Raw genomic sequence first — 18,185 nt, 5'->3', positions numbered from 1 at the left:
ATCTTGGTCAGTTTTACACTGGATGTATTTCTTCGCATGTGATGAACACATGCTGTTGCTGTTACAACGGAAAACTCACCCTTCCATCATTCCCTATTATATGGAATATTAAACTATTTTGGTAAAGTAAAATGTCTAACTATACTTACCTTTTTGACATGGGGGTGGATATATCCTGCATTTCTTGCAAAAAAATACTTATGCTTTTCAAGATATTGTAGGATAATTAATAATATTATTGATTTGCGTGGAATGAAAAGGAAAAGAGACAAATTTGTAAAAAAGACTTGTATCAAAGTGAAAGGGAGGTTATAATAGCAATTGTGCGTTAATTACTTTTGACATGCGCCCGTAGCTCAGCTGGATAGAGCGTTGGTTTCCGGTACCAAGTCTGTCGGGGGTTCGAATCCCTCCGGGCGCGCTTATAATTTATAAAACTGTTGATATGGCGAAAAAAGACATGCATGTTTATTTGCCAGTGTAAATCACAAAGATGGCTGTACCTCCCGATGATTCATCAGGGAGGTTTTTTAATAGGAGATTGGACCTGTCCGTAACCATTAAATGTCTGGAAGTGATTTTCATGAAAGAGCAGCAACAGCCGTACACAATACAATCACATTACTTTTGGAAGATTACTTTTTGCCTTGCTCTGGCATCTTTCTTCATTTTTGCATCGATGTATGCCGTGCAGCCACTGCTGACCGTTTTCGTGGATGAATTTGCAGTAAACGCTTCAACTGCAAGTTTGTCCATGTCGTTTACGATTGCTGGGTTAATTATCGGCTTGATCATACTTGGTTTCCTATCTGATAGAAGTGGCCGTACGATATTTATTAAGCTTTCCTTGCTTGGTTCGGTGATTCCGTTTTTTATCATGCCTTTATTTCCGTCATTTTCATTACTACTTGTTTTCCGCCTTATCCAAGGATTTGCAATGGCTGGTTTGCCTGCTGCAGCATTGGCTTATTTGAGTGAGGAAATTGAGTCACGCAGTGTCGGCGTCGCAACTGCCTTGTATATTTCAAGTAACGCCCTTGGTGGTATGGTAGGAAGGGTGGTCGCAGGGTATATTACTGATCGGTTTTCCTGGGAAGCTGCTTTTTATGTATTGGCTTTTTTGGGTCTGGTTGTATTTCTTGCTATTTTGCTGCTTTTGCCTAAATCACGTTTCTTCACTCCTAGTAATCTTCCTTTTCAACAGGATATTGCGGGATTTTTATATCATTTAAAAAATCCTTCCATGTTACTCGTTTTTGGTTTGGGAATCATATTGCAATTTTCGTTTACGGGCGTTTGGACTTATTTGCCGTTTCATTTGCAAGAAGCACCATATCATCTATCACTGCAAACGATTTCCAATATGTATTTGGCTTATGGCCTGGGTGTCGTCGGTTCACCCATTGCCGGCTGGCTGGCAGGGAGATTTAGCCTTAAAAAGCTGCGCCTTATTGGTATCGTGGTTTTGGCAATTGGTATTTTCATGACGGTTAGCACACCATTGATGATGATTGTCATCGGTTTATGTGTGGCATGCCTGGGATTTTTTACAGCCCATTCCTTGACAGCGACATCCGTCAGCGAGGCGGCGACACATCACAAAGGCAGTGCTTCGAGTCTTTACCTGGTCGCCTATTACATTGGTGTTTCTTTTGGCAGCACTGCAGCCGCACCAATATGGGAAAAAGGCGGCTGGATTGGCTTGGTCTTATTTGCGGGTGTATTGCCAGTCGTTTATATTATTTTTATTCAATTTGTGCAGAAGAGGAATAGACAAGTGGTAGATGAATAGTATCGTATGTTGGAAGACCGCCTGATAAATTACAAAAGGGAGACTGCTAATATAAACAGGTCTCCCTTTTGTATGATTATTTGAACGTATTTGGTATATGTGTCAGGTCAATCCCCCAGACGAGCGGAATGAGTATATATACTGCCGCTGTGACGAGAATGATGCCGAAAATATTCAGTGCAAAGCCAGCCTTGGCCATGTCCGGTATGCGCAGATAACCTGAACCGAAAACAACTGCATTTGGCGGTGTTGCAACCGGCAACATGAACGCACAAGACGATGCAACGCCAGCAGCAATCATGACTGCATATGGATGAATACCAAGTGCTACAGCTAGTGCTGCCATAATCGGGTACATCATATTTGCTGTTGCTGTATTGGATGTGATTTCAGTCAGGAAGATAACCAAGCCAGCAACAATTAGCAAGACAACGATAATGTTCATGCCTTCAAGTCCAGCCAATTGTTTTCCAATCCATTCGGATAATCCAGATTCCGTAAAACCGGCTGCAATGGCCAAGCCACCGCCGAATAATAGTAAAATGCCCCATGGCAACTTGACGGCGGTATTCCAGTCCAGCAAAAAGTCGCCTTTTTTATTTTTGGATGGGATGATGAACAACACAATTGCTGCTGTCATTGCAATGATAGCGTCATCAATATTTGCATTGATTTTGACAAGGACAAATGAACGGGTAATCCATGCCAGCGCTGTAATGATGAAAACGACAAATACCGCTTTCTCTTCATATGAAGCCCCGCCAAGCTTATCCTTCTCAGACTGAATGATTCTTTTTCCTCCTGGCAACGCTTTCACTTTTTGCGGAAAAGCAATTTTAACTAAGTAAATCCATGTAAACAGGATGAAAATCCAGGCAACTGGTACACCGAATAGCATCCAGGTTGCAAATGAAAGATCGATATCATACATTTTTTTTAGTACACCATGAAGTGCGGCATTTGGTGGTGTTCCAATCAATGTAGCGATTCCACCAAGCGATGCTGAGTATGCAATTCCGAGCATCAATGCTTTACCGAAGCCGAAATTTCCTTCAGAAGTGTCGATTGATGGGTTATCTTTTAAGGCATCAGCTACTTGATACGTGATTGCCAACCCGATTGGTACCATCATCATTGCTGTGGCGGTGTTGGAAATCCACATGGACAAGAATCCTGTTGCGACCATGAAACCTAGCACAATCAAGTTCATATTCGTGCCAATGACAGATATAATGGCTAATGCAATCCGTTTGTGCAAATTCCATTTTTCCATAGCTAACGCAACCATGAATCCACCCATGAACAAGAAGATCGTATCACTGCCATAGGAAGATGTTGTGGCGCCTAAATCCAGTCCATTTGTCAACGGAAATAATATAATCGGTAATAAAGATGTTGCCGGGATCGGGATCGCTTCAGTCATCCACCAAATGGCAATCCAGATTGTACTTGCCAATACAGCAAGACCCGGTTTGGACAAGCCCTCCGGTGAAAAAAATAATAATGTCAGTATGAATAGTATTGGTCCAGCAAATAGACCGATCCATTGGGCTGGCTTGTAGCTGCGCTGGTTGCCGTTACCACTACCACCTCCCCCTCTGCTGCCGTTTTGTGTGGCTTGGTTTTGCTTGGCATTTTTGTCTGGCTGTCCATTTGCCAGGCTAGATGAATTGGTCTTGGTGAAAAAACGCAGCATGTCTTTTACCTCATCATGCTTGTCCCAAAGCCAATTCCATGTTGCGGTGACCATATAAAGTTCCTCCTTTAAGTTCATGTTATGAATCTTAAATAGTATAACATATTATATTTTAATGACGTAGCAGAAAAATGATGATAGATTCCAATAATTCAGCTCTTCCAGGAGTGGAATGGAATAATATGGGTCAAGTTTACTAGCAGTTATTGAAAGGGTTTTTAATATGCGAATATTTTCGTGCTCGAAATGTGGACCATTATTTAAATGTTCCATATTGCCTGAGGAAAAGTACAACTAGATTAAGGGGCGCGCATTTTTCAAATTAAATAAAGGCTGGGCATAACGAAAACGGAATGCAAATTCTAATGAAAAAAATGTGCGTCATTGCCCCTGAGGCAGCTGAAAAGGTGACATAGATTCGTTTTGAAAATCTATGTATCTCACACATTTCGTTTTTGCTGTCGCACGATTCGGGCCAGTTCCTGCACGATTCGGGCCAGTTCCTGCACGATTCGGGTCAGCCTTCGCACGATTCGGGTCAGCCCTTGCACGCCACAAGCCAGTTCCCGTACGATTCAGGCTAGCCCTCGCACATTCAGTCCATTTTCTTCCAAATGATTACTTTAGTGGTCTCATCGTCCCAGTCTGTTTACGTATTCACAACAAACCCATCCATATACTACATGCAAATAATAGCCCAAATACCCAATGATGGATGGCAGCTAGTTTCATGCTGTTTGTTTTTTCCGCTTTGCTTGCATTGTTTCGTAAATTCCAGCCCAGTTTAATAGCAATAGGAAGGGCAAGGATGACAACGACCGATAGCCAGGAAACTGCACTGGTTAGAATTAAAGTAACTATCCACAAATAAGCAAGTGCTACTATCATGGCGAGTAGCAATACAGCCTTCTTACGCCCAAAGACGATCGCCAATGTACGGCGGAATGGACGGTCTTTTTCGATATCGCGAATGTTATTTGTCAAGATCATGGATGCGATTAAAAGTGCAAAGGGTAATGATACGGAAAGAATGTCGCTATCCATTGGAAACCCTTGAACCACATATGCCAAGCTAGTAGTCATAAATCCCAGGAAGATGGCGGCAACAAACTCTCCCAAACCTAGTGAACATAATGGACGTGAGCCGGCCGAATACAAATAACCAAAAATGATGCCACATACTCCGGCGAGAATAATCCATGGTGTACTGTGGATTGCTAGCCACATGCCAAGTAAGGCGGCAATCACAAGCAATGTTCCCGCTATTACTGGAACCGCTTGATGGGCAGGCCCAGTTTCGGATTTTACCGTCCATTTTTCTTGATCCTGCCCGTTTCGGAAATCGTAATAATCGTTAAGCATGTTGGTAGCAGTTTGAATCAAGAGCGTGGCAAGTAATAAGATGATGAAATTGCCCAGATTGATCTGTCCTTTTAACGCAGCTAAACCAGTCCCGGCAAGTATGGGGGAGATCGTTCCAGTAAAGGTCATCGGTCTGGCAAGCTGTATCCAGGAAAATCGGTAAACGTATGGTTCCTTTTCCACCTTGATCAGATTCATTTCTTTCTTTATAGATAACATGTAAACCACCCCTTTAACTTCCTAGTAAAACCATACAAACAATCAACGCTATAAATCCAATGATTTCAACAGATTCCAATGCTGCAGTGATAAGCATGGCTTTCGCAAGCGGTTTTGTGTCTCTATGTTCCGCTCGCTCCCAAAGGGCGTCATTTGTGAAAACGTTCATCGATTGCTTGTAACCAATAAATATGCCCCACAGTAAGGTGACAACCGCAATAATCAATGCTGTCAGCCAAATGTGTCCATAGTTTGTTTCCCATACATGGCGCCATTGCTGAATTGGTCCCAACACCGTTCCAAGTAAAATTCCTGTAATAATAACCCCAAGTCCTGCCGCAGTAAACAGCCAGTGGGTCCATTGCATTAAAGCTTGAAGCCAATGTCGCTGTTGTGGATATGGAAACTTCTTCGCGACAGGGTAAACACCCCAACCAACAAATAAAATACCGCCCACCCAAACAATTGCTAAAAGAATGTGTAGCACTAAAAGGATTTGGTGCATTATCCAAGTCATCCCAAATCACCTGTTTTCACTTTGTTTTGTCTTCATTGTAATCCTGTTAAACATCTGTTGTAGTGACAAATATCACGAAATTGGGATGTTCACCAAAATGTGATGAGTTTGATTTGAATGGTTTGGATGAGTACATCATTTGAGCTTAAAAGCATATCACTATATATATATCTGGTTATGTGTCACAATAACAAGTGGAGATTATGGAAATAGTTGCAGCCATAATAAATCATTGGAGGAACGATGATGAGCCATGTTATTTTTTACACGAAGAATAATTGTCCATTATGTGAAGATGCACGTGCACTTTTAAAATTGTTACAACAAGACTATTCCTTTACCATGGAAGAACGGGATATCTATACAAATGATGAATGGCTGGAAAAATATCAATTGCTTATTCCATATGTGAAGGTAAATACGGTTGAATTGAATTGTGAGCAAATAAATTACGATACGCTTGAGGATGCACTTCAATTGATGAGGTCTAAAAGTTGAAATAATCGTGTATTATGGTAAAATTAAATTATACAAAGTTACTTTGTGTAATTTTTTTGCTCCATGTGGGACATAATATGACCTGCCGGGACATTTTTTATCCAGCAAAGGAGCTTAGCCATGCGAGCATTAATCGATTTACAAAAACAATTATGCCCAGACATGCTTGAGGTGATGCAACAACGGTATACTATCTTAAATAGTGTATGCTTATTGCAGCCAATTGGCAGGCGAGGTCTTGCAGAACAGTTAGGGATTACCGAACGAGTCGTGCGGGCTGAGGTAGACTTGCTGCACGACCAGGGTTTACTTTTCGTAACGACAAAAGGAATGCTTATTAGTGAAGAGGGAAAAGTAGTAGTGGATCAACTAACTGCTTTTATGAAAGAAATGGCAGGTGTAACCGTATTAGAAGAACGCCTGCAAGACGCATTACATGTCGGTAAAGCCATCGTGGTACCTGGTAATAGTGATCATGAGAACGGGGTAAAGCTAGAAATGGGAAAAGCATGTGTCTCGTTTTTGAAGAGTTTTATCACGGAGCAACAGACTATTGCTGTGACTGGTGGTACGACAATGGCTGCTGTTGCCCAAGCGATGTATCCGATTGCCAATGCTCACACGTGTTTGTTTGTACCTGCCAGGGGTGGAATCGGTGAAAAAGTGGAAAATCAGGCAAATACCATTGCCGCTGAAATGGCGCAAAAAGCGGATGGAGATTATCGGTTGCTTTATGTTCCCGATCCGTTAAGTGAAACGTCGTATCAAACGATGCTTTATGAACCATCCATTCAAGAAACGCTAAAACTGATTCGTCATGCCGATATCGTATTACATGGAATTGGCGATGCACTCACCATGGCAAAACGACGGAAGACTGCCGATGATATTATGCAGCAGTTAGTTGTCAAAGAAGCAGTTGGTGAAGCGTTTGGTTATTATTTTAATAAGTTGGGTAAAGTTGTTCATAAAGTACGAACGATCGGCATCCAGATTGATGATTTACAGAATGCGAACTATGTCATCACTGTAGCTGGTGGCCGTTCGAAGGCCCAGGCAATTACATCTTACTTTGAGCATGACAAAAGCGATCTATTTATTACGGATGAGGCCGCAGCAGAAGCGATATTGAGGGAGAAATCCCTTTAAATATATTTAAATATAAGTTCATGGGAGGACTATCATATGACGGTAAAACTAGGTATTAATGGATTTGGACGTATTGGACGCAATGTGTTTCGCCAGGCATTAAAAAATGATGCAGTAGAGGTCGTAGCAGTAAATGATCTAACCGATGCGAACATGCTTGCACATTTATTGAAGTATGATTCTGTTCATGGAAAATTGGATGAAGAGGTTACGGTGAATAACGGGAACTTGGTTGTTGGCGGTAACGAAATCAAAGTTTTATCAGAACGCGACCCAGCAGACTTAGGCTGGGGAGATCTTGGTGTTCAGGTTGTTATCGAATCGACAGGCCGTTTCACACAACGCAATGACGCCCAAAAACATCTTGATGCCGGTGCGAAAAAAGTAATTATTTCCGCTCCTGCAAAAGAAGAAGATTTAACGATGGTAATGGGAGTCAACGAGCAGGATTACGATCCGGCAAAACACCATGTACTATCAAATGCATCCTGTACAACAAATGGAATTGCACCGCTGGCCAAAGTACTTCATGAGAAATTTGGTTTGAAACATGGCTTGATGACTACGGTTCACTCTTATACCAATGATCAGCAGATTCTTGATTTACCGCACAAAGACTATCGTCGTGCCCGTGCAGCAGCACAGAATATTATTCCAACAACAACCGGGGCAGCCAAAGTAGTTGGAAAGGTATTGCCAGAACTGAATGGCAAGCTGAACGGTATGGCTATCCGTGTACCAACCCCAGATGGCTCCATCATTGATTTGGTAGCCGACCTGGAGAAAAACGTAACAGTTGAAGAAGTGAACAAGGCGTTTGCAGAAGCAGCAAACGGGGAATTGGAAGGTATCTTGGAGTATACAGAAGATCCGCTTGTATCGTCAGACATTGTTGGTAACCCGCATTCGTCTATTTTCGATAGCTTATCGACAATGGTTCTGGAAGATAATATGGTGAAGGTTGTATCCTGGTATGATAACGAAATGGGATACTCCAGCCGCTGCGTTGATATGGCAGCATTTATAGGTGAAAAAGGACTATAGGATCAAGTTAGGATATAATGGGGGGAGGATAATGTTTCCTCTCCCTTTTCTTATAGGTTAAAATGAGAAATTAAGGGAACAACAACATCGATACATATTTTTCGAGGGAGGCACGATGCTGTGAATAAGAAAACATTGAAAGACCTTGATGTGCAAGGGAAAAAGGTCTTTTGTCGTGTGGATTTTAATGTGCCAATGCAGAATCGGGAAGTGACGGATGACACAAGGATGAAGGCTGCATTGCCGACGATTAACTATTTAACCGAACAAGGAGCTATTGTTATTCTAGCGAGCCACCTTGGCCGCCCTAAGGGGAAAGTAGTTGAAGAACTGCGCTTGGATCCAGTTGCTGAGCATTTAAGCAATTTGACAGGTAAACAAGTGCTGAAAACGGATGCTGTCTATGGGGACGAGGTCGACGAAGCCCTTTCCCAGCTAAAAGCGGGCGATTTGCTACTAATCGAAAATGTTCGTTTTGATCCAGGTGAAGAAAAAAATGATCCTATATTAGTTGATGCCTTTGCTGCAATGGCTGATCTGTACGTTAATGATGCCTTTGGAGCGGCTCATCGTGCCCATGCATCAACTACAGGTATTGCCAAAAAGCTACCTGCTGCGGCTGGATTTTTAATGGAAAAGGAACTTCAGGTATTAGGAAATGCATTGGAAAATCCGAAACGACCATTTACTGCAATTATTGGCGGGGCAAAGGTAAAAGACAAAATTGATGTCATTGACCATTTACTGGATAAAGTTGATAACTTAATTATTGGTGGTGGCCTTGCCTACACATTTATCAAAGCAAAAGGGTATGAAATCGGCAAATCCTTACTGGAAGAAGATAAACTGGATCTGGCCAAGCAATTCATGAAAAAGGCAGAAGATAAAGGGGTTCACTTTGTCTTGCCGATCGATGCAGTAGTCGCCGATGACTTCTCAGAAAACGCCAACACAAAAATCGTGGCTATCGAGCAAATTCCTGCTGATTGGGAAGCACTCGATATTGGTCCGAAAACAAGAGATTGGTATAGTGAGATTGTTGCGGATTCCAAACTAATTATTTGGAACGGGCCGATGGGGGTATTTGAGATGAATGCCTTTGCCGGGGGAACGATGGCAGTTGCAGCAGCATTGGCTGAAACGAAAGGCTACACAGTAATTGGTGGTGGTGATTCCGCAGCCGCTGTTGAGAAATTCGGCTTTGCTAAAGACATGGATCATGTTTCAACAGGTGGGGGAGCATCATTAGAGTTTATGGAGGGAAAAGAACTCCCTGGTGTCGAAGCACTAGATGATAACTAATTTTATGAGGTGATAATATGCGAAAAAAAGTAATTGCTGGTAATTGGAAGATGCATAAGATCTTATCTGAAGCCGATCAATTCCTTGATGAAATAGCTGGAAAAACACCAATCGATCAACAGGCGGAAGCAATTGTCTGTGCTCCATTCCCATTTTTGGCGTCTCTTGTCGAAAAGGCAGCCAATTCACCTGTGAAAATTGGCGCTCAAAATATGCACTTTGAAGAGAATGGAGCGTTTACTGGTGAAGTTAGCCCGGTTATGTTGAACGACTTGGGAGTAACCCACGTTGTCTTAGGGCATTCCGAACGCCGGGAATATTTTGCTGAAACGGATGAAACGGTGAATAAGAAAACGCACGCGGCTTTCAGGCATCATCTCGTTCCGATTGTTTGTGTTGGGGAAACACTTCAGCAGCGGGAACAAAATGAAACGATGGCCCACGTCAAAGGTCAAGTCGAAAAAGCACTTGCTGGTTTAACGAATGACCAGGTTGCAGAAACGATTATTGCCTATGAACCAATTTGGGCGATTGGTACGGGAAAGACAGCAACAAGCGATGAAGCGAATGAGGTATGCAGCCATATTCGCAATGTGATTAGCGAGATGACATCGACGGAAACAGCTAAAAAAGTTGTCATTCAATATGGTGGGAGCGTCAAGCCGGCAAACATTGATGAACTGCTTGGCAAATCGGATATTGATGGCGCCTTGGTTGGCGGTGCAAGTCTAAAAGCTGATTCCTTTTTAGAGCTCGTGGAGGCTGGTACAAAATGAGTAACAAACTAGGGGCGATTATTATTCTTGACGGATTTGGGATTCGTCAGGAAGAGCAAGGAAATGCGGTCAAACAGGCAAACAAACCAAATTTTGACATGCTTTGGAAGAAGTATCCGCATAATCAACTGCAAGCAAGTGGAAAAGCAGTAGGACTTCCCGAAGGACAAATGGGAAATTCGGAGGTCGGACACTTAAATATTGGTGCAGGACGTATTGTTTATCAAAGCTTGACACGCGTGAACCTGTCCATAGAGGAAGGGGACTTTTTCGAAAACAGTGCATTTGTCAAATCAATGCAGCATGCAAAAAAACATGATAAGCAATTGCATATTTTTGGTTTATTATCTGATGGTGGTGTGCACAGTCACATTAATCATTTGTTTGCTTTATTGAAATTGGCCAAAGAACAAGAACTCGATCAGGTCTATGTGCATGCGTTTTTGGATGGACGTGATGTTGGTCCGCAAACGGCGAAGCAATTTATTAAACAAACACAGGATAAAATGAACGAATATGGGGTTGGAGCGTTTGCGACGATCTCCGGCCGTTATTATTCCATGGATCGGGATAAACGCTGGGATCGCGTTAAGAAAGCCTATGACGCCATGGTCTATGGCGAAGGTCCGAAATATGAAGACCCTTATGAACTAGTTGATGATTCCTATAAAAATGGGATCTATGATGAGTTTGTTATCCCATCTGTTTTGACCGATGAAAATGGCAATCCTGTAGCAACGGTCCAAGATGAGGACTCCATCATTTTTTACAATTTTCGTCCAGATCGGGCGATCCAAATTTCCCGCACATTCGCGGATGAAGATTTTCATGACTTCGACCGGGGAGACAAGGTGCCAAAGAATCTTGATTTTGTGATGCTGACGAATTTCAGTGAATCGGTTGATGGCTATGTTGCATATCAACCGGTAAACCTGGATAATACCATTGGTGAGGTATTGGCCCAGCATGATATGAAACAACTGCGAATTGCGGAAACCGAAAAATACCCGCATGTCACGTACTTTATGAGTGGCGGTCGTGAGCAGGAGTTTCCGGGGGAAAAACGAATATTAATTAATTCGCCAAAAGTAGCTACCTATGATTTACAACCGGAAATGAGCGCCTATGAGGTAACGGATGCCTTGCTGGAGGAACTTGATAAGGGTGAGGAAAATGCGGTTATCCTCAACTTTGCTAATCCTGATATGGTCGGCCATTCCGGAAAGTTGGAGCCAACGATTCAAGCAATTGAAGCAGTTGACGAGTGTCTTGGCAAAGTAGTGGATAAAATTACAGAGCTGGGCGGATATGCGATTATTTTTGCTGACCATGGAAACTCAGATGAAGTGGTGACACCAGAAGGCGATCCAATGACTGCTCATACAACAAATCCGGTGCCGGTTATTGTGACGAAAGAAGGCGTTGAACTAAGAAACGGCGGAATTCTCGCCGATGTTGCACCAACATTGCTTGACTTATTAGATGTGGACAAGCCAAAAGAGATGACGGGTACATCACTGATCAAAAAATAAGATGAATTTCAAAAACAAAGGAGAGTTTTTCATGCCATATATTACAGATGTATATGCTCGCGAGGTACTAGATTCGCGTGGCAATCCAACCGTTGAAGTAGAAGTATTTACCGAATCAGGCGCATTTGGTTCGGCAATCGTTCCAAGTGGAGCCTCTACAGGGGAACACGAAGCAGTGGAATTACGTGATGGGGATAAGGAACGCTATCTTGGCAAAGGAGTTACCCAAGCGGTTAAGAATGTCAATGAAGTGATTGCCCCTGAATTACTTGGCTTAGACGTTACCCGGCAGAATATTATTGACCGGCTAATGATTGAGTTGGATGGGACCGAAAATAAAGGCAAATTAGGCGCCAATGCCATCTTGGGTGTATCAATGGCAGTCGCCCATGCCGCAGCCAATTATTTAGAAGTATCCTTATATAATTACTTAGGCGGTTTTAATGCGAAGACACTTCCAACCCCGATGATGAACATTTTAAATGGCGGGGAGCATGCGGATAATAATGTAGATATCCAGGAATTTATGATCATGCCCGTTGGCGCACCTTCATTTAAGGAAGCTTTGCGGATGGGAGCAGAAATTTTTCATTCATTAAAAGGCGTACTGAAGGCTAAAGGCTATAATACAGCGGTCGGTGATGAGGGTGGATTTGCTCCAAACCTTGGTTCCAATGAAGAAGCATTGCAAACTATTGTGGAAGCAATTGAGGCAGCTGGTTATCAACCAGGTGAGGAAGTAAAGCTGGCGATGGATGTTGCCTCATCGGAAATCTATGAGGATGGTAAATATAATCTTAAAGGAGAAGGTGTTGTCCGTACATCAGATGAAATGGTTGACTGGTATGCTTCATTGGTGGAAAACTACCCAATCATTTCGATTGAAGACGGATTGGACGAAAACGATTGGGAAGGTCATAAAAAGTTAACGGATCGACTCGGTGATCAAGTTCAATTAGTTGGTGATGATTTGTTTGTTACAAATACTGTCCGGCTTGCTCAAGGAATCGAACAGGGAGTAGGCAATGCCATTCTCGTCAAAGTAAATCAAATTGGTACGTTAACTGAAACCTTTGAAGCGATTGAGATGGCAAAGCGTGCTGGCTACACGGCTATTATTTCTCACCGTTCAGGAGAAACCGAAGATGCAACCATTGCCGATATCGCCGTTGCAACAAACGCCGGGCAAATCAAAACGGGTGCCCCTTCTCGTACAGATCGCGTGGCGAAATATAATCAGCTGCTGCGTATTGAAGATGAATTGGCTGGCATGGGTGAATATGCTGGAGTTACCGCGTTTTATAATTTGAAGAAGTAAAGAAAGCATACTAGTCGCTGAGTGCTATAGCCGGACGAGACTACTCGGGCGAAAGTAGTTAAAGCGTAAATTATCCATAGATTTTTTCACTAAACACCACTTATCTGATAGGTGGTGCTTTTTCTTTGGTCTAGATAATACCGATGTGTAATAAATTGTAAAGAAACATAATACTTACAAAAATAGGGGGATGTGCATGTCGGTAAAAGTGCTGCTTTTTGGGGATGTTGGGATTGATGACACAATGGCCTTGATTTATGCTTATTTTAAAGAAGAGGTAGAACTGGTTGGAGTGGTGGCAGACTATGGAAATGTGCCAAGAAAGCGGGCTGTATTGAACGTTCGTTATTTATCACGTTTATTTGGTATTTCCGAAAAAAAGGTTAAAATTATTGGTGGAGCGGAGAAACCTTTCTCCGGGGAAACACCAGCATATTCACCGGAAATTCACGGTAAATATGGGCTGGGGCCAATTGTACCGCCAGATTTACCAGATGGTGTGATCGAAAACTTTTTTGAAATTGTCAATATAATTAAGCAGCATCAAGAAGAACTGGTGGTGGTTAACATTGGAAGGCTGACCTCATTAGCGACAATGTTTATTTTATATCGGGAATTAATGCGGACCATTAAGTCGTTTTATATTATGGGCGGTGCATTTTGGGTGCCTGGTAACATAACTGCTGTAGCGGAGGCGAATTTTTATGCAGATCCCATTGCAGCCAAAACCGTTTTAACGCATGCACATAACGTAACCATTATTCCGATGAATGTCACCGAAAAAGCCATTGTCACTCCAGAAATGGTCGATTATATTGCTTATATAGGAAAAGCAAAAATCGTCAAGCCGTTGCTGGATTATTATTATAATTTCTACAAAAAACGAAATCCCCATGTTCAGGGTAGCCCTGTCCATGATGCGTTAACATTAATGGCGACAATCAATGAGGAGATGTTTGGCTTTCGCAATCTTCCAGTGCAAATCGTCCAGGATCAAAAGGGAGCTGCACGGGGGCAAAGTATCGCAGACATTCGACCATATCTAAACCCTGAAAATGGAGGAGGAAAAGAGCACCGTATTGCCTTTACATTGGATTATCCCAAATTTTACCGGGAGTTTATGTCAATTATGACGGGAGAGGCGTTTTAATGGGTAAAGGATCCAGGGATGTGCTAATCTAAAAAGAACGTTAGATTAGCGAGGTGTTTGTTATCAACATACTTCAAGCAATTAAAGAAAGAAGAAGTACACACAGTTTTTACGAAAAAGAAGTAGACGTAACGATTTTAAAAGAGATTTTGACCTATGGAACATGGGCCCCTACTCATTATATGAAGGAATCCTGGAATATAAAAATGTATCAAGGCAATGGAAAAACGGCATTCGTGAACGCAATTATTGCCAGTTATCAGCGGATTGGAATGCTGAAGCAGGATAATGATCCAAAGACTGAAAAGATGATTGTCTCCATGAAGCAATTTTTGCTGGGGATTCCCCATCACGCAGTCATTTATTTTGCGATCGATCAGGATCCGATTCGCTATGAAGAAGAATACTCTTCCGTTTGTGCTTTTATTCAAAATGTGCAACTGGCAGCATGGTCGTTTGGAGTTGGCATGTTATGGACCATCACCCCCTATATGCATGATCCGGGATTTGCCCGAGATATTGGGTTGAGTAGTGACCAAATAAAGATAGCAGCCGTTATGCAAATTGGCTATCCCAAAAAGGTGTCACGAAATAAAGGTCGAACAGCAATAGAAGAAAAACTTGAAATCATAACGGAATAAAAGGAATATAGGTCTAAGGTATCGCCGTGTTTTGGAAATTGATGGTTGGAGATTGAAAGTTGATCGAGAGCCAGGAAAAGTTGATCGAGAGCCAGGAAAAGCTGCTCAAGCAAGCGTGAAAGTTGATCGAGAGCCAGGAAAAGTTGATCGAACAGGCGTGAAAGCTGATCGAGAGCCAGGAAAAGCTGCTCAAGCAAGCGTGAAAGTCAATCGAGAAGGCCACATTACCCTCCCGATCACTACTTGGTGTGGCTGTCGATCGGTTGCCCCGCGTTCTCGATCGATTAGCGTACTTATCGAATAAAAAGCACCAACTAATAAAATCCACCTGTAAAATTTAACCCAGGTGGATTCTTTTTAATCTGTTTTTTCCTTCACGAATTCAACCACTTCTTCGGCCGTGGCCATCTTCAGGAGTTTGTCCTTATAGGAAACTAATTTTTCCTTGGATAAGTTAGCAAGCTGTGTCCTAGCCGGTAAGATGGATGTTGCACTCATACTAAATTCATCAAGTCCGAGTGCTAAGAGAATGGGGATCGCAATTGGGTCTCCAGCCATTTCGCCACACATACCTACCCACTTGTCTTCCTCATGTGCAGCTTCAATAACATGATTGATCAAATTCAGTATTGCAGGATGGTATGGCTGGTAAAGGTACGAAACACGTTCGTTCATCCGATCCGCTGCCATTGTATATTGAATCAGGTCGTTTGTTCCGATGCTAAAAAAGTCTACTTCTTTGGCAAATTGTTTTGCGATAATGGCAGTTGATGGGATTTCCACCATGATACCAACTTCGATCTTATCAGAAACCTGTTTTCCTTCGTTTTTCAAGTTTTCTTTTTCATCTATTAAAATGGCCTTTGCCTGTCGAAATTCTTCCAGTGTTGCAATCATAGGAAACATGATTTTTAAATTACCATGTGTACCGGCACGTAACAATGCACGCAGTTGTGTCCGGAAAACCGATTCATTCTCCAAACAGAAACGAATCGCACGAAATCCTAGGAATGGATTCATTTCTTTCGGTAAATCAAAGTAACTAATTGCTTTATCCCCACCAACGTCAAGTGTTCGTATGACGACCGGTTTATCATCAACTTGTTCCAATACAGATTTATATGCTTCGTATTGCTCCTCCTCGGTTGGCAACTCGGATTTACCCATATACAAAAATTCAGTCCGGTAAAGCCCGATCCCTTCACCGCCATTTGTCAACATTCCCGTAACATCTTGAGGTGTACTAATATTGGCAGCTAACTCGACCTGCGCTCCATCAGCAGTAATTGTTGGCTCGTCTTTTAATTTGGCCCATTCTTTCTTCTGTTTGGCAAAATTCGCTTGTTTTTCTTGATACGCTTTCAATGCATCATCGGATGGATTCACAATAACTTGTCCCTTCAAACCGTCGACAATAACGATGTCATCATGTGAAACCAAATTCGTGATTTCTTTTGTACCGACAACGGCAGGAATTTCAAGTGACCGTGCCATAATGGCTGAATGGGAAGTGCGGCCGCCAACATTGGTTGCGAATCCTTTTACAAATGCGCGATTTAATTGGGCGGTATCGGACGGCGTTAAATCATGTGTGATGATGATGACTTCTTCGTTAATCAACGCAGGATCCGGAATGGTGACGCCTAACAAATGGGCCAAGACTCGTTTGGTTACATCCTGAATATCAGCAGCACGTTCACGCATGTATTCGTTCTCCATTGTTTGAAACATGTCGATAAACATGGCAGCTGTTTCTTCTAAGGCCGTTTCCGCCATAACATTTTCGGTTTTGATTTTATCTTTAATTGGCTTTACTAATTCCGGATCACTCAGTACAAGCAAATGAGCGGCGAAAATTTCTGCATGCTCTTCGCCAATTTCTTGTTTAGCGTATGCCTGTATTGTTTCTAATTCCTGCTTGGATACTTCTAATGCTTGATCCAAGCGCCTTATTTCATCATTTGGATTATCAGTTGGTTTTTTTTCAAACGCCAAATCAGGAGTAACAAGCTGATAGGCCTTTGCAATTGCAATTCCGTTTGCTGCAGCTATTCCGTCAATAAATGACATAATTTAACGACCAGCCTTTCAAAAGAAATAATGTAATGTCTTTTTCTATTTTATGCTTTTTTGTGTAGTGGATTCAAGCTCTTCAAAAGAGTGTCTTGTGTGTTTGAAAGGTTCTATTTTCATTTAAATAAATGCTCTATTTACGCAGGTAAATGCTGATTAATCCATGTAAGCAGCCATTGGTACACATCTGCTTGATTTCGTTCATTTAATAGTTCATGCCGTGCGTCTTTTACCAGATGGACAGTAATCTGGTCAAGCCCTACCTGGTCATACATGTTGGCAGTTTTCCATACGCCATCTCCGTAACTCCCAACTAGATCCGCATCCCCGCTGATCAGTAACATGGGAAGGTCATGGCGGATCCATTTGTTATCTTTCTGGTTATGGATGGCCATTAGTCCATTCATCAAGTCAACAAAAAACCTTGCTGTTGGGATATAGCCGCAATACGGATCATTCATATACGCTTGGACCGCCACCCGATCGGTGCTTAGCCAATCAAAAGGGGTTTGGCGATCGGTAATCCGATTATTATATGTATGAAAAGCGAGATAATTCATTAGCTTGCTCGGTTTTTTTGGTGGGAGCAGTGAAGCGATCACTCGGCCAAACTGGGAAGTCACATTCGGATAAAATCCCGTGCCAGATAAAATCACCCCAGCTGCCATATCACTGTGTGTTTGCAGGTAATAACGTACGAAGAAGGAGCCCATGCTATGCCCTAGTAAAAATAGTGGTGTGTCAGGGAATTGCCGCTTGATATGTTTCGTAAGACTGTACAAATCGTCAGCTGTTTTTGCAAAACCATCATTAGCAGCTAAATACCCAAGCATACCTTGTCTTTCACCAGTTCTTCCATGGCCACGATGATCATTCCCAAAAACAATGATGTTATGCCGCGTTAAAAATGTGGCAAAATCATGGTAGCGGCTGACATGCTCCACCATACCATGGGCCAGTTGAACAATTGCTTTCGGTTTAGTAATTTCTTCGCCCCACTCTTTTACATAAATCTCTGTTGCATCACTTGCAGATAGCCAATAGTCCTTCATCATTGCCCCTCCGTTTACATTTACTTTACTTCTATCATATGATTTATTCGGCTGTCCGTCCAAG

Annotated in this window: 16 protein-coding genes and 1 tRNA gene; 12 read left to right on the top strand and 5 right to left on the bottom strand. The window is 42.3% G+C overall.

Annotated elements, in window-relative coordinates; all coding sequences use genetic code 11:
* Nucleotides 1-345: 345 nt before the first annotated feature.
* A tRNA-Arg gene (locus tag WMZ97_RS04265) sits at nucleotides 346-421 on the top strand.
* 162 nt (nucleotides 422-583) lie between these two features.
* Nucleotides 584-1,792 carry an MFS transporter gene (locus WMZ97_RS04260; protein WP_343270835.1) on the top strand — a complete coding sequence of 403 codons (1,209 nt, stop codon included), beginning with the start codon at nucleotides 584-586 and terminating at the stop codon, nucleotides 1,790-1,792.
* Nucleotides 1,793-1,868: 76 nt separating this feature from the next.
* Here the strand turns inward: WMZ97_RS04260 and WMZ97_RS04255 are convergent, their stop codons facing one another.
* The 3 genes from WMZ97_RS04255 to WMZ97_RS04245 all read right to left on the bottom strand — a co-directional run bounded on the left by WMZ97_RS04255 (nucleotide 1,869) and on the right by WMZ97_RS04245 (nucleotide 5,574).
* Nucleotides 1,869-3,542, bottom strand: coding sequence for an SLC13 family permease (locus WMZ97_RS04255; protein ID WP_343270834.1), 1,674 nt, complete (start codon nucleotides 3,540-3,542; stop codon nucleotides 1,869-1,871).
* Nucleotides 3,543-4,145: 603 nt separating this feature from the next.
* Entirely contained in the window at nucleotides 4,146-5,069 is a 924-nt protein-coding gene (gene menA, locus WMZ97_RS04250) for a 1,4-dihydroxy-2-naphthoate octaprenyltransferase (protein WP_343270833.1), read from the bottom strand.
* 13 nt (nucleotides 5,070-5,082) lie between these two features.
* Nucleotides 5,083-5,574, bottom strand: coding sequence for a hypothetical protein (locus WMZ97_RS04245; protein WP_343270832.1), 492 nt, complete (start codon nucleotides 5,572-5,574; stop codon nucleotides 5,083-5,085).
* A 258-nt stretch (nucleotides 5,575-5,832) separates the two neighbouring features.
* On the opposite strand from WMZ97_RS04245, the gene WMZ97_RS04240 reads away from it, so the two are divergent.
* From WMZ97_RS04240 to WMZ97_RS04195, 10 genes are all read left to right on the top strand, one after another.
* Nucleotides 5,833-6,084, top strand: coding sequence for a glutaredoxin family protein (locus WMZ97_RS04240; RefSeq protein ID WP_343271090.1), 252 nt, complete (start codon nucleotides 5,833-5,835; stop codon nucleotides 6,082-6,084).
* 120 nt (nucleotides 6,085-6,204) lie between these two features.
* Nucleotides 6,205-7,233 carry a sugar-binding transcriptional regulator gene (locus WMZ97_RS04235; RefSeq protein WP_343270831.1) on the top strand — a complete coding sequence of 343 codons (1,029 nt, stop codon included), beginning with the start codon at nucleotides 6,205-6,207 and terminating at the stop codon, nucleotides 7,231-7,233.
* 36 nt (nucleotides 7,234-7,269) lie between these two features.
* The gene (gap, locus tag WMZ97_RS04230; RefSeq protein WP_343270830.1) at nucleotides 7,270-8,277 is read left to right on the top strand and encodes a type I glyceraldehyde-3-phosphate dehydrogenase; all 1,008 of its coding nucleotides are present in this window, start codon (nucleotides 7,270-7,272) and stop codon (nucleotides 8,275-8,277) included.
* Nucleotides 8,278-8,397: 120 nt separating this feature from the next.
* The gene (locus WMZ97_RS04225; RefSeq protein ID WP_343270829.1) at nucleotides 8,398-9,579 is read left to right on the top strand and encodes a phosphoglycerate kinase; all 1,182 of its coding nucleotides are present in this window, start codon (nucleotides 8,398-8,400) and stop codon (nucleotides 9,577-9,579) included.
* A gap of 17 nt (nucleotides 9,580-9,596) precedes the next feature.
* On the top strand, nucleotides 9,597-10,355 hold the full coding sequence (gene tpiA, locus WMZ97_RS04220) for a triose-phosphate isomerase (RefSeq protein ID WP_343270828.1): 759 nt from the start codon (nucleotides 9,597-9,599) through the stop codon (nucleotides 10,353-10,355).
* A complete protein-coding gene (gpmI, locus tag WMZ97_RS04215; RefSeq protein ID WP_343270827.1) occupies nucleotides 10,352-11,887 on the top strand; it encodes a 2,3-bisphosphoglycerate-independent phosphoglycerate mutase in 1,536 nt (511 codons plus the stop codon). Before tpiA ends, gpmI begins: the two co-directional genes overlap by 4 nt.
* Nucleotides 11,888-11,918: 31 nt before the next feature.
* Complete coding sequence (gene eno, locus WMZ97_RS04210) at nucleotides 11,919-13,205, top strand: phosphopyruvate hydratase (protein ID WP_343270826.1); 1,287 nt, start codon at nucleotides 11,919-11,921, stop codon at nucleotides 13,203-13,205.
* Nucleotides 13,206-13,401: 196 nt separating this feature from the next.
* Nucleotides 13,402-14,355, top strand: a complete 954-nt coding sequence (locus WMZ97_RS04205) for a nucleoside hydrolase (RefSeq protein ID WP_343270825.1) — start codon at nucleotides 13,402-13,404, stop codon at nucleotides 14,353-14,355.
* Between the two features lie 53 nt (nucleotides 14,356-14,408).
* A complete protein-coding gene (locus WMZ97_RS04200) occupies nucleotides 14,409-14,996 on the top strand; it encodes a nitroreductase family protein (protein WP_343270824.1) in 588 nt (195 codons plus the stop codon).
* 52 nt (nucleotides 14,997-15,048) lie between these two features.
* A complete protein-coding gene (locus WMZ97_RS04195) occupies nucleotides 15,049-15,300 on the top strand; it encodes a hypothetical protein (RefSeq protein WP_343270823.1) in 252 nt (83 codons plus the stop codon).
* Nucleotides 15,301-15,353: 53 nt separating this feature from the next.
* Here the strand turns inward: WMZ97_RS04195 and ptsP are convergent, their stop codons facing one another.
* On the bottom strand, nucleotides 15,354-17,066 hold the full coding sequence (gene ptsP / locus WMZ97_RS04190) for a phosphoenolpyruvate--protein phosphotransferase (protein ID WP_343270822.1): 1,713 nt from the start codon (nucleotides 17,064-17,066) through the stop codon (nucleotides 15,354-15,356).
* Nucleotides 17,067-17,206: 140 nt separating this feature from the next.
* Entirely contained in the window at nucleotides 17,207-18,124 is a 918-nt protein-coding gene (locus WMZ97_RS04185; protein WP_343270821.1) for an alpha/beta hydrolase, read from the bottom strand.
* Nucleotides 18,125-18,185 lie beyond the last annotated feature (61 nt).

Source organism: Lentibacillus songyuanensis (genome assembly GCF_039548255.1).
In the GTDB taxonomy this organism is placed as follows: Bacteria; Bacillota; Bacilli; order Bacillales; family Amphibacillaceae; genus Lentibacillus_C; species Lentibacillus_C songyuanensis.
Note: the sequence above shows the minus strand (reverse complement) of the source record. Positions and strands in the feature narration are given on the sequence as shown.

Excerpts from the sequence above, each read along its gene's own strand:
- WMZ97_RS04260 (WP_343270835.1), top strand. The coding sequence starts at position 584 with ATGAAAGAGCAGCAACAGCCGTACACAATACAATCACATTACTTTTGG.
- WMZ97_RS04255 (WP_343270834.1), bottom strand. The coding sequence starts at position 3,542 with ATGGTCACCGCAACATGGAATTGGCTTTGGGACAAGCATGATGAGGTA.
- menA (WP_343270833.1), bottom strand. The coding sequence starts at position 5,069 with ATGTTATCTATAAAGAAAGAAATGAATCTGATCAAGGTGGAAAAGGAA.
- WMZ97_RS04245 (WP_343270832.1), bottom strand. The coding sequence starts at position 5,574 with ATGCACCAAATCCTTTTAGTGCTACACATTCTTTTAGCAATTGTTTGG.
- WMZ97_RS04240 (WP_343271090.1), top strand. The coding sequence starts at position 5,833 with ATGAGCCATGTTATTTTTTACACGAAGAATAATTGTCCATTATGTGAA.
- WMZ97_RS04235 (WP_343270831.1), top strand. The coding sequence starts at position 6,205 with ATGCGAGCATTAATCGATTTACAAAAACAATTATGCCCAGACATGCTT.
- gap (WP_343270830.1), top strand. The coding sequence starts at position 7,270 with ATGACGGTAAAACTAGGTATTAATGGATTTGGACGTATTGGACGCAAT.
- tpiA (WP_343270828.1), top strand. The coding sequence starts at position 9,597 with ATGCGAAAAAAAGTAATTGCTGGTAATTGGAAGATGCATAAGATCTTA.
- gpmI (WP_343270827.1), top strand. The coding sequence starts at position 10,352 with ATGAGTAACAAACTAGGGGCGATTATTATTCTTGACGGATTTGGGATT.
- eno (WP_343270826.1), top strand. The coding sequence starts at position 11,919 with ATGCCATATATTACAGATGTATATGCTCGCGAGGTACTAGATTCGCGT.
- WMZ97_RS04205 (WP_343270825.1), top strand. The coding sequence starts at position 13,402 with ATGTCGGTAAAAGTGCTGCTTTTTGGGGATGTTGGGATTGATGACACA.
- ptsP (WP_343270822.1), bottom strand. The coding sequence starts at position 17,066 with ATGTCATTTATTGACGGAATAGCTGCAGCAAACGGAATTGCAATTGCA.
- WMZ97_RS04185 (WP_343270821.1), bottom strand. The coding sequence starts at position 18,124 with ATGATGAAGGACTATTGGCTATCTGCAAGTGATGCAACAGAGATTTAT.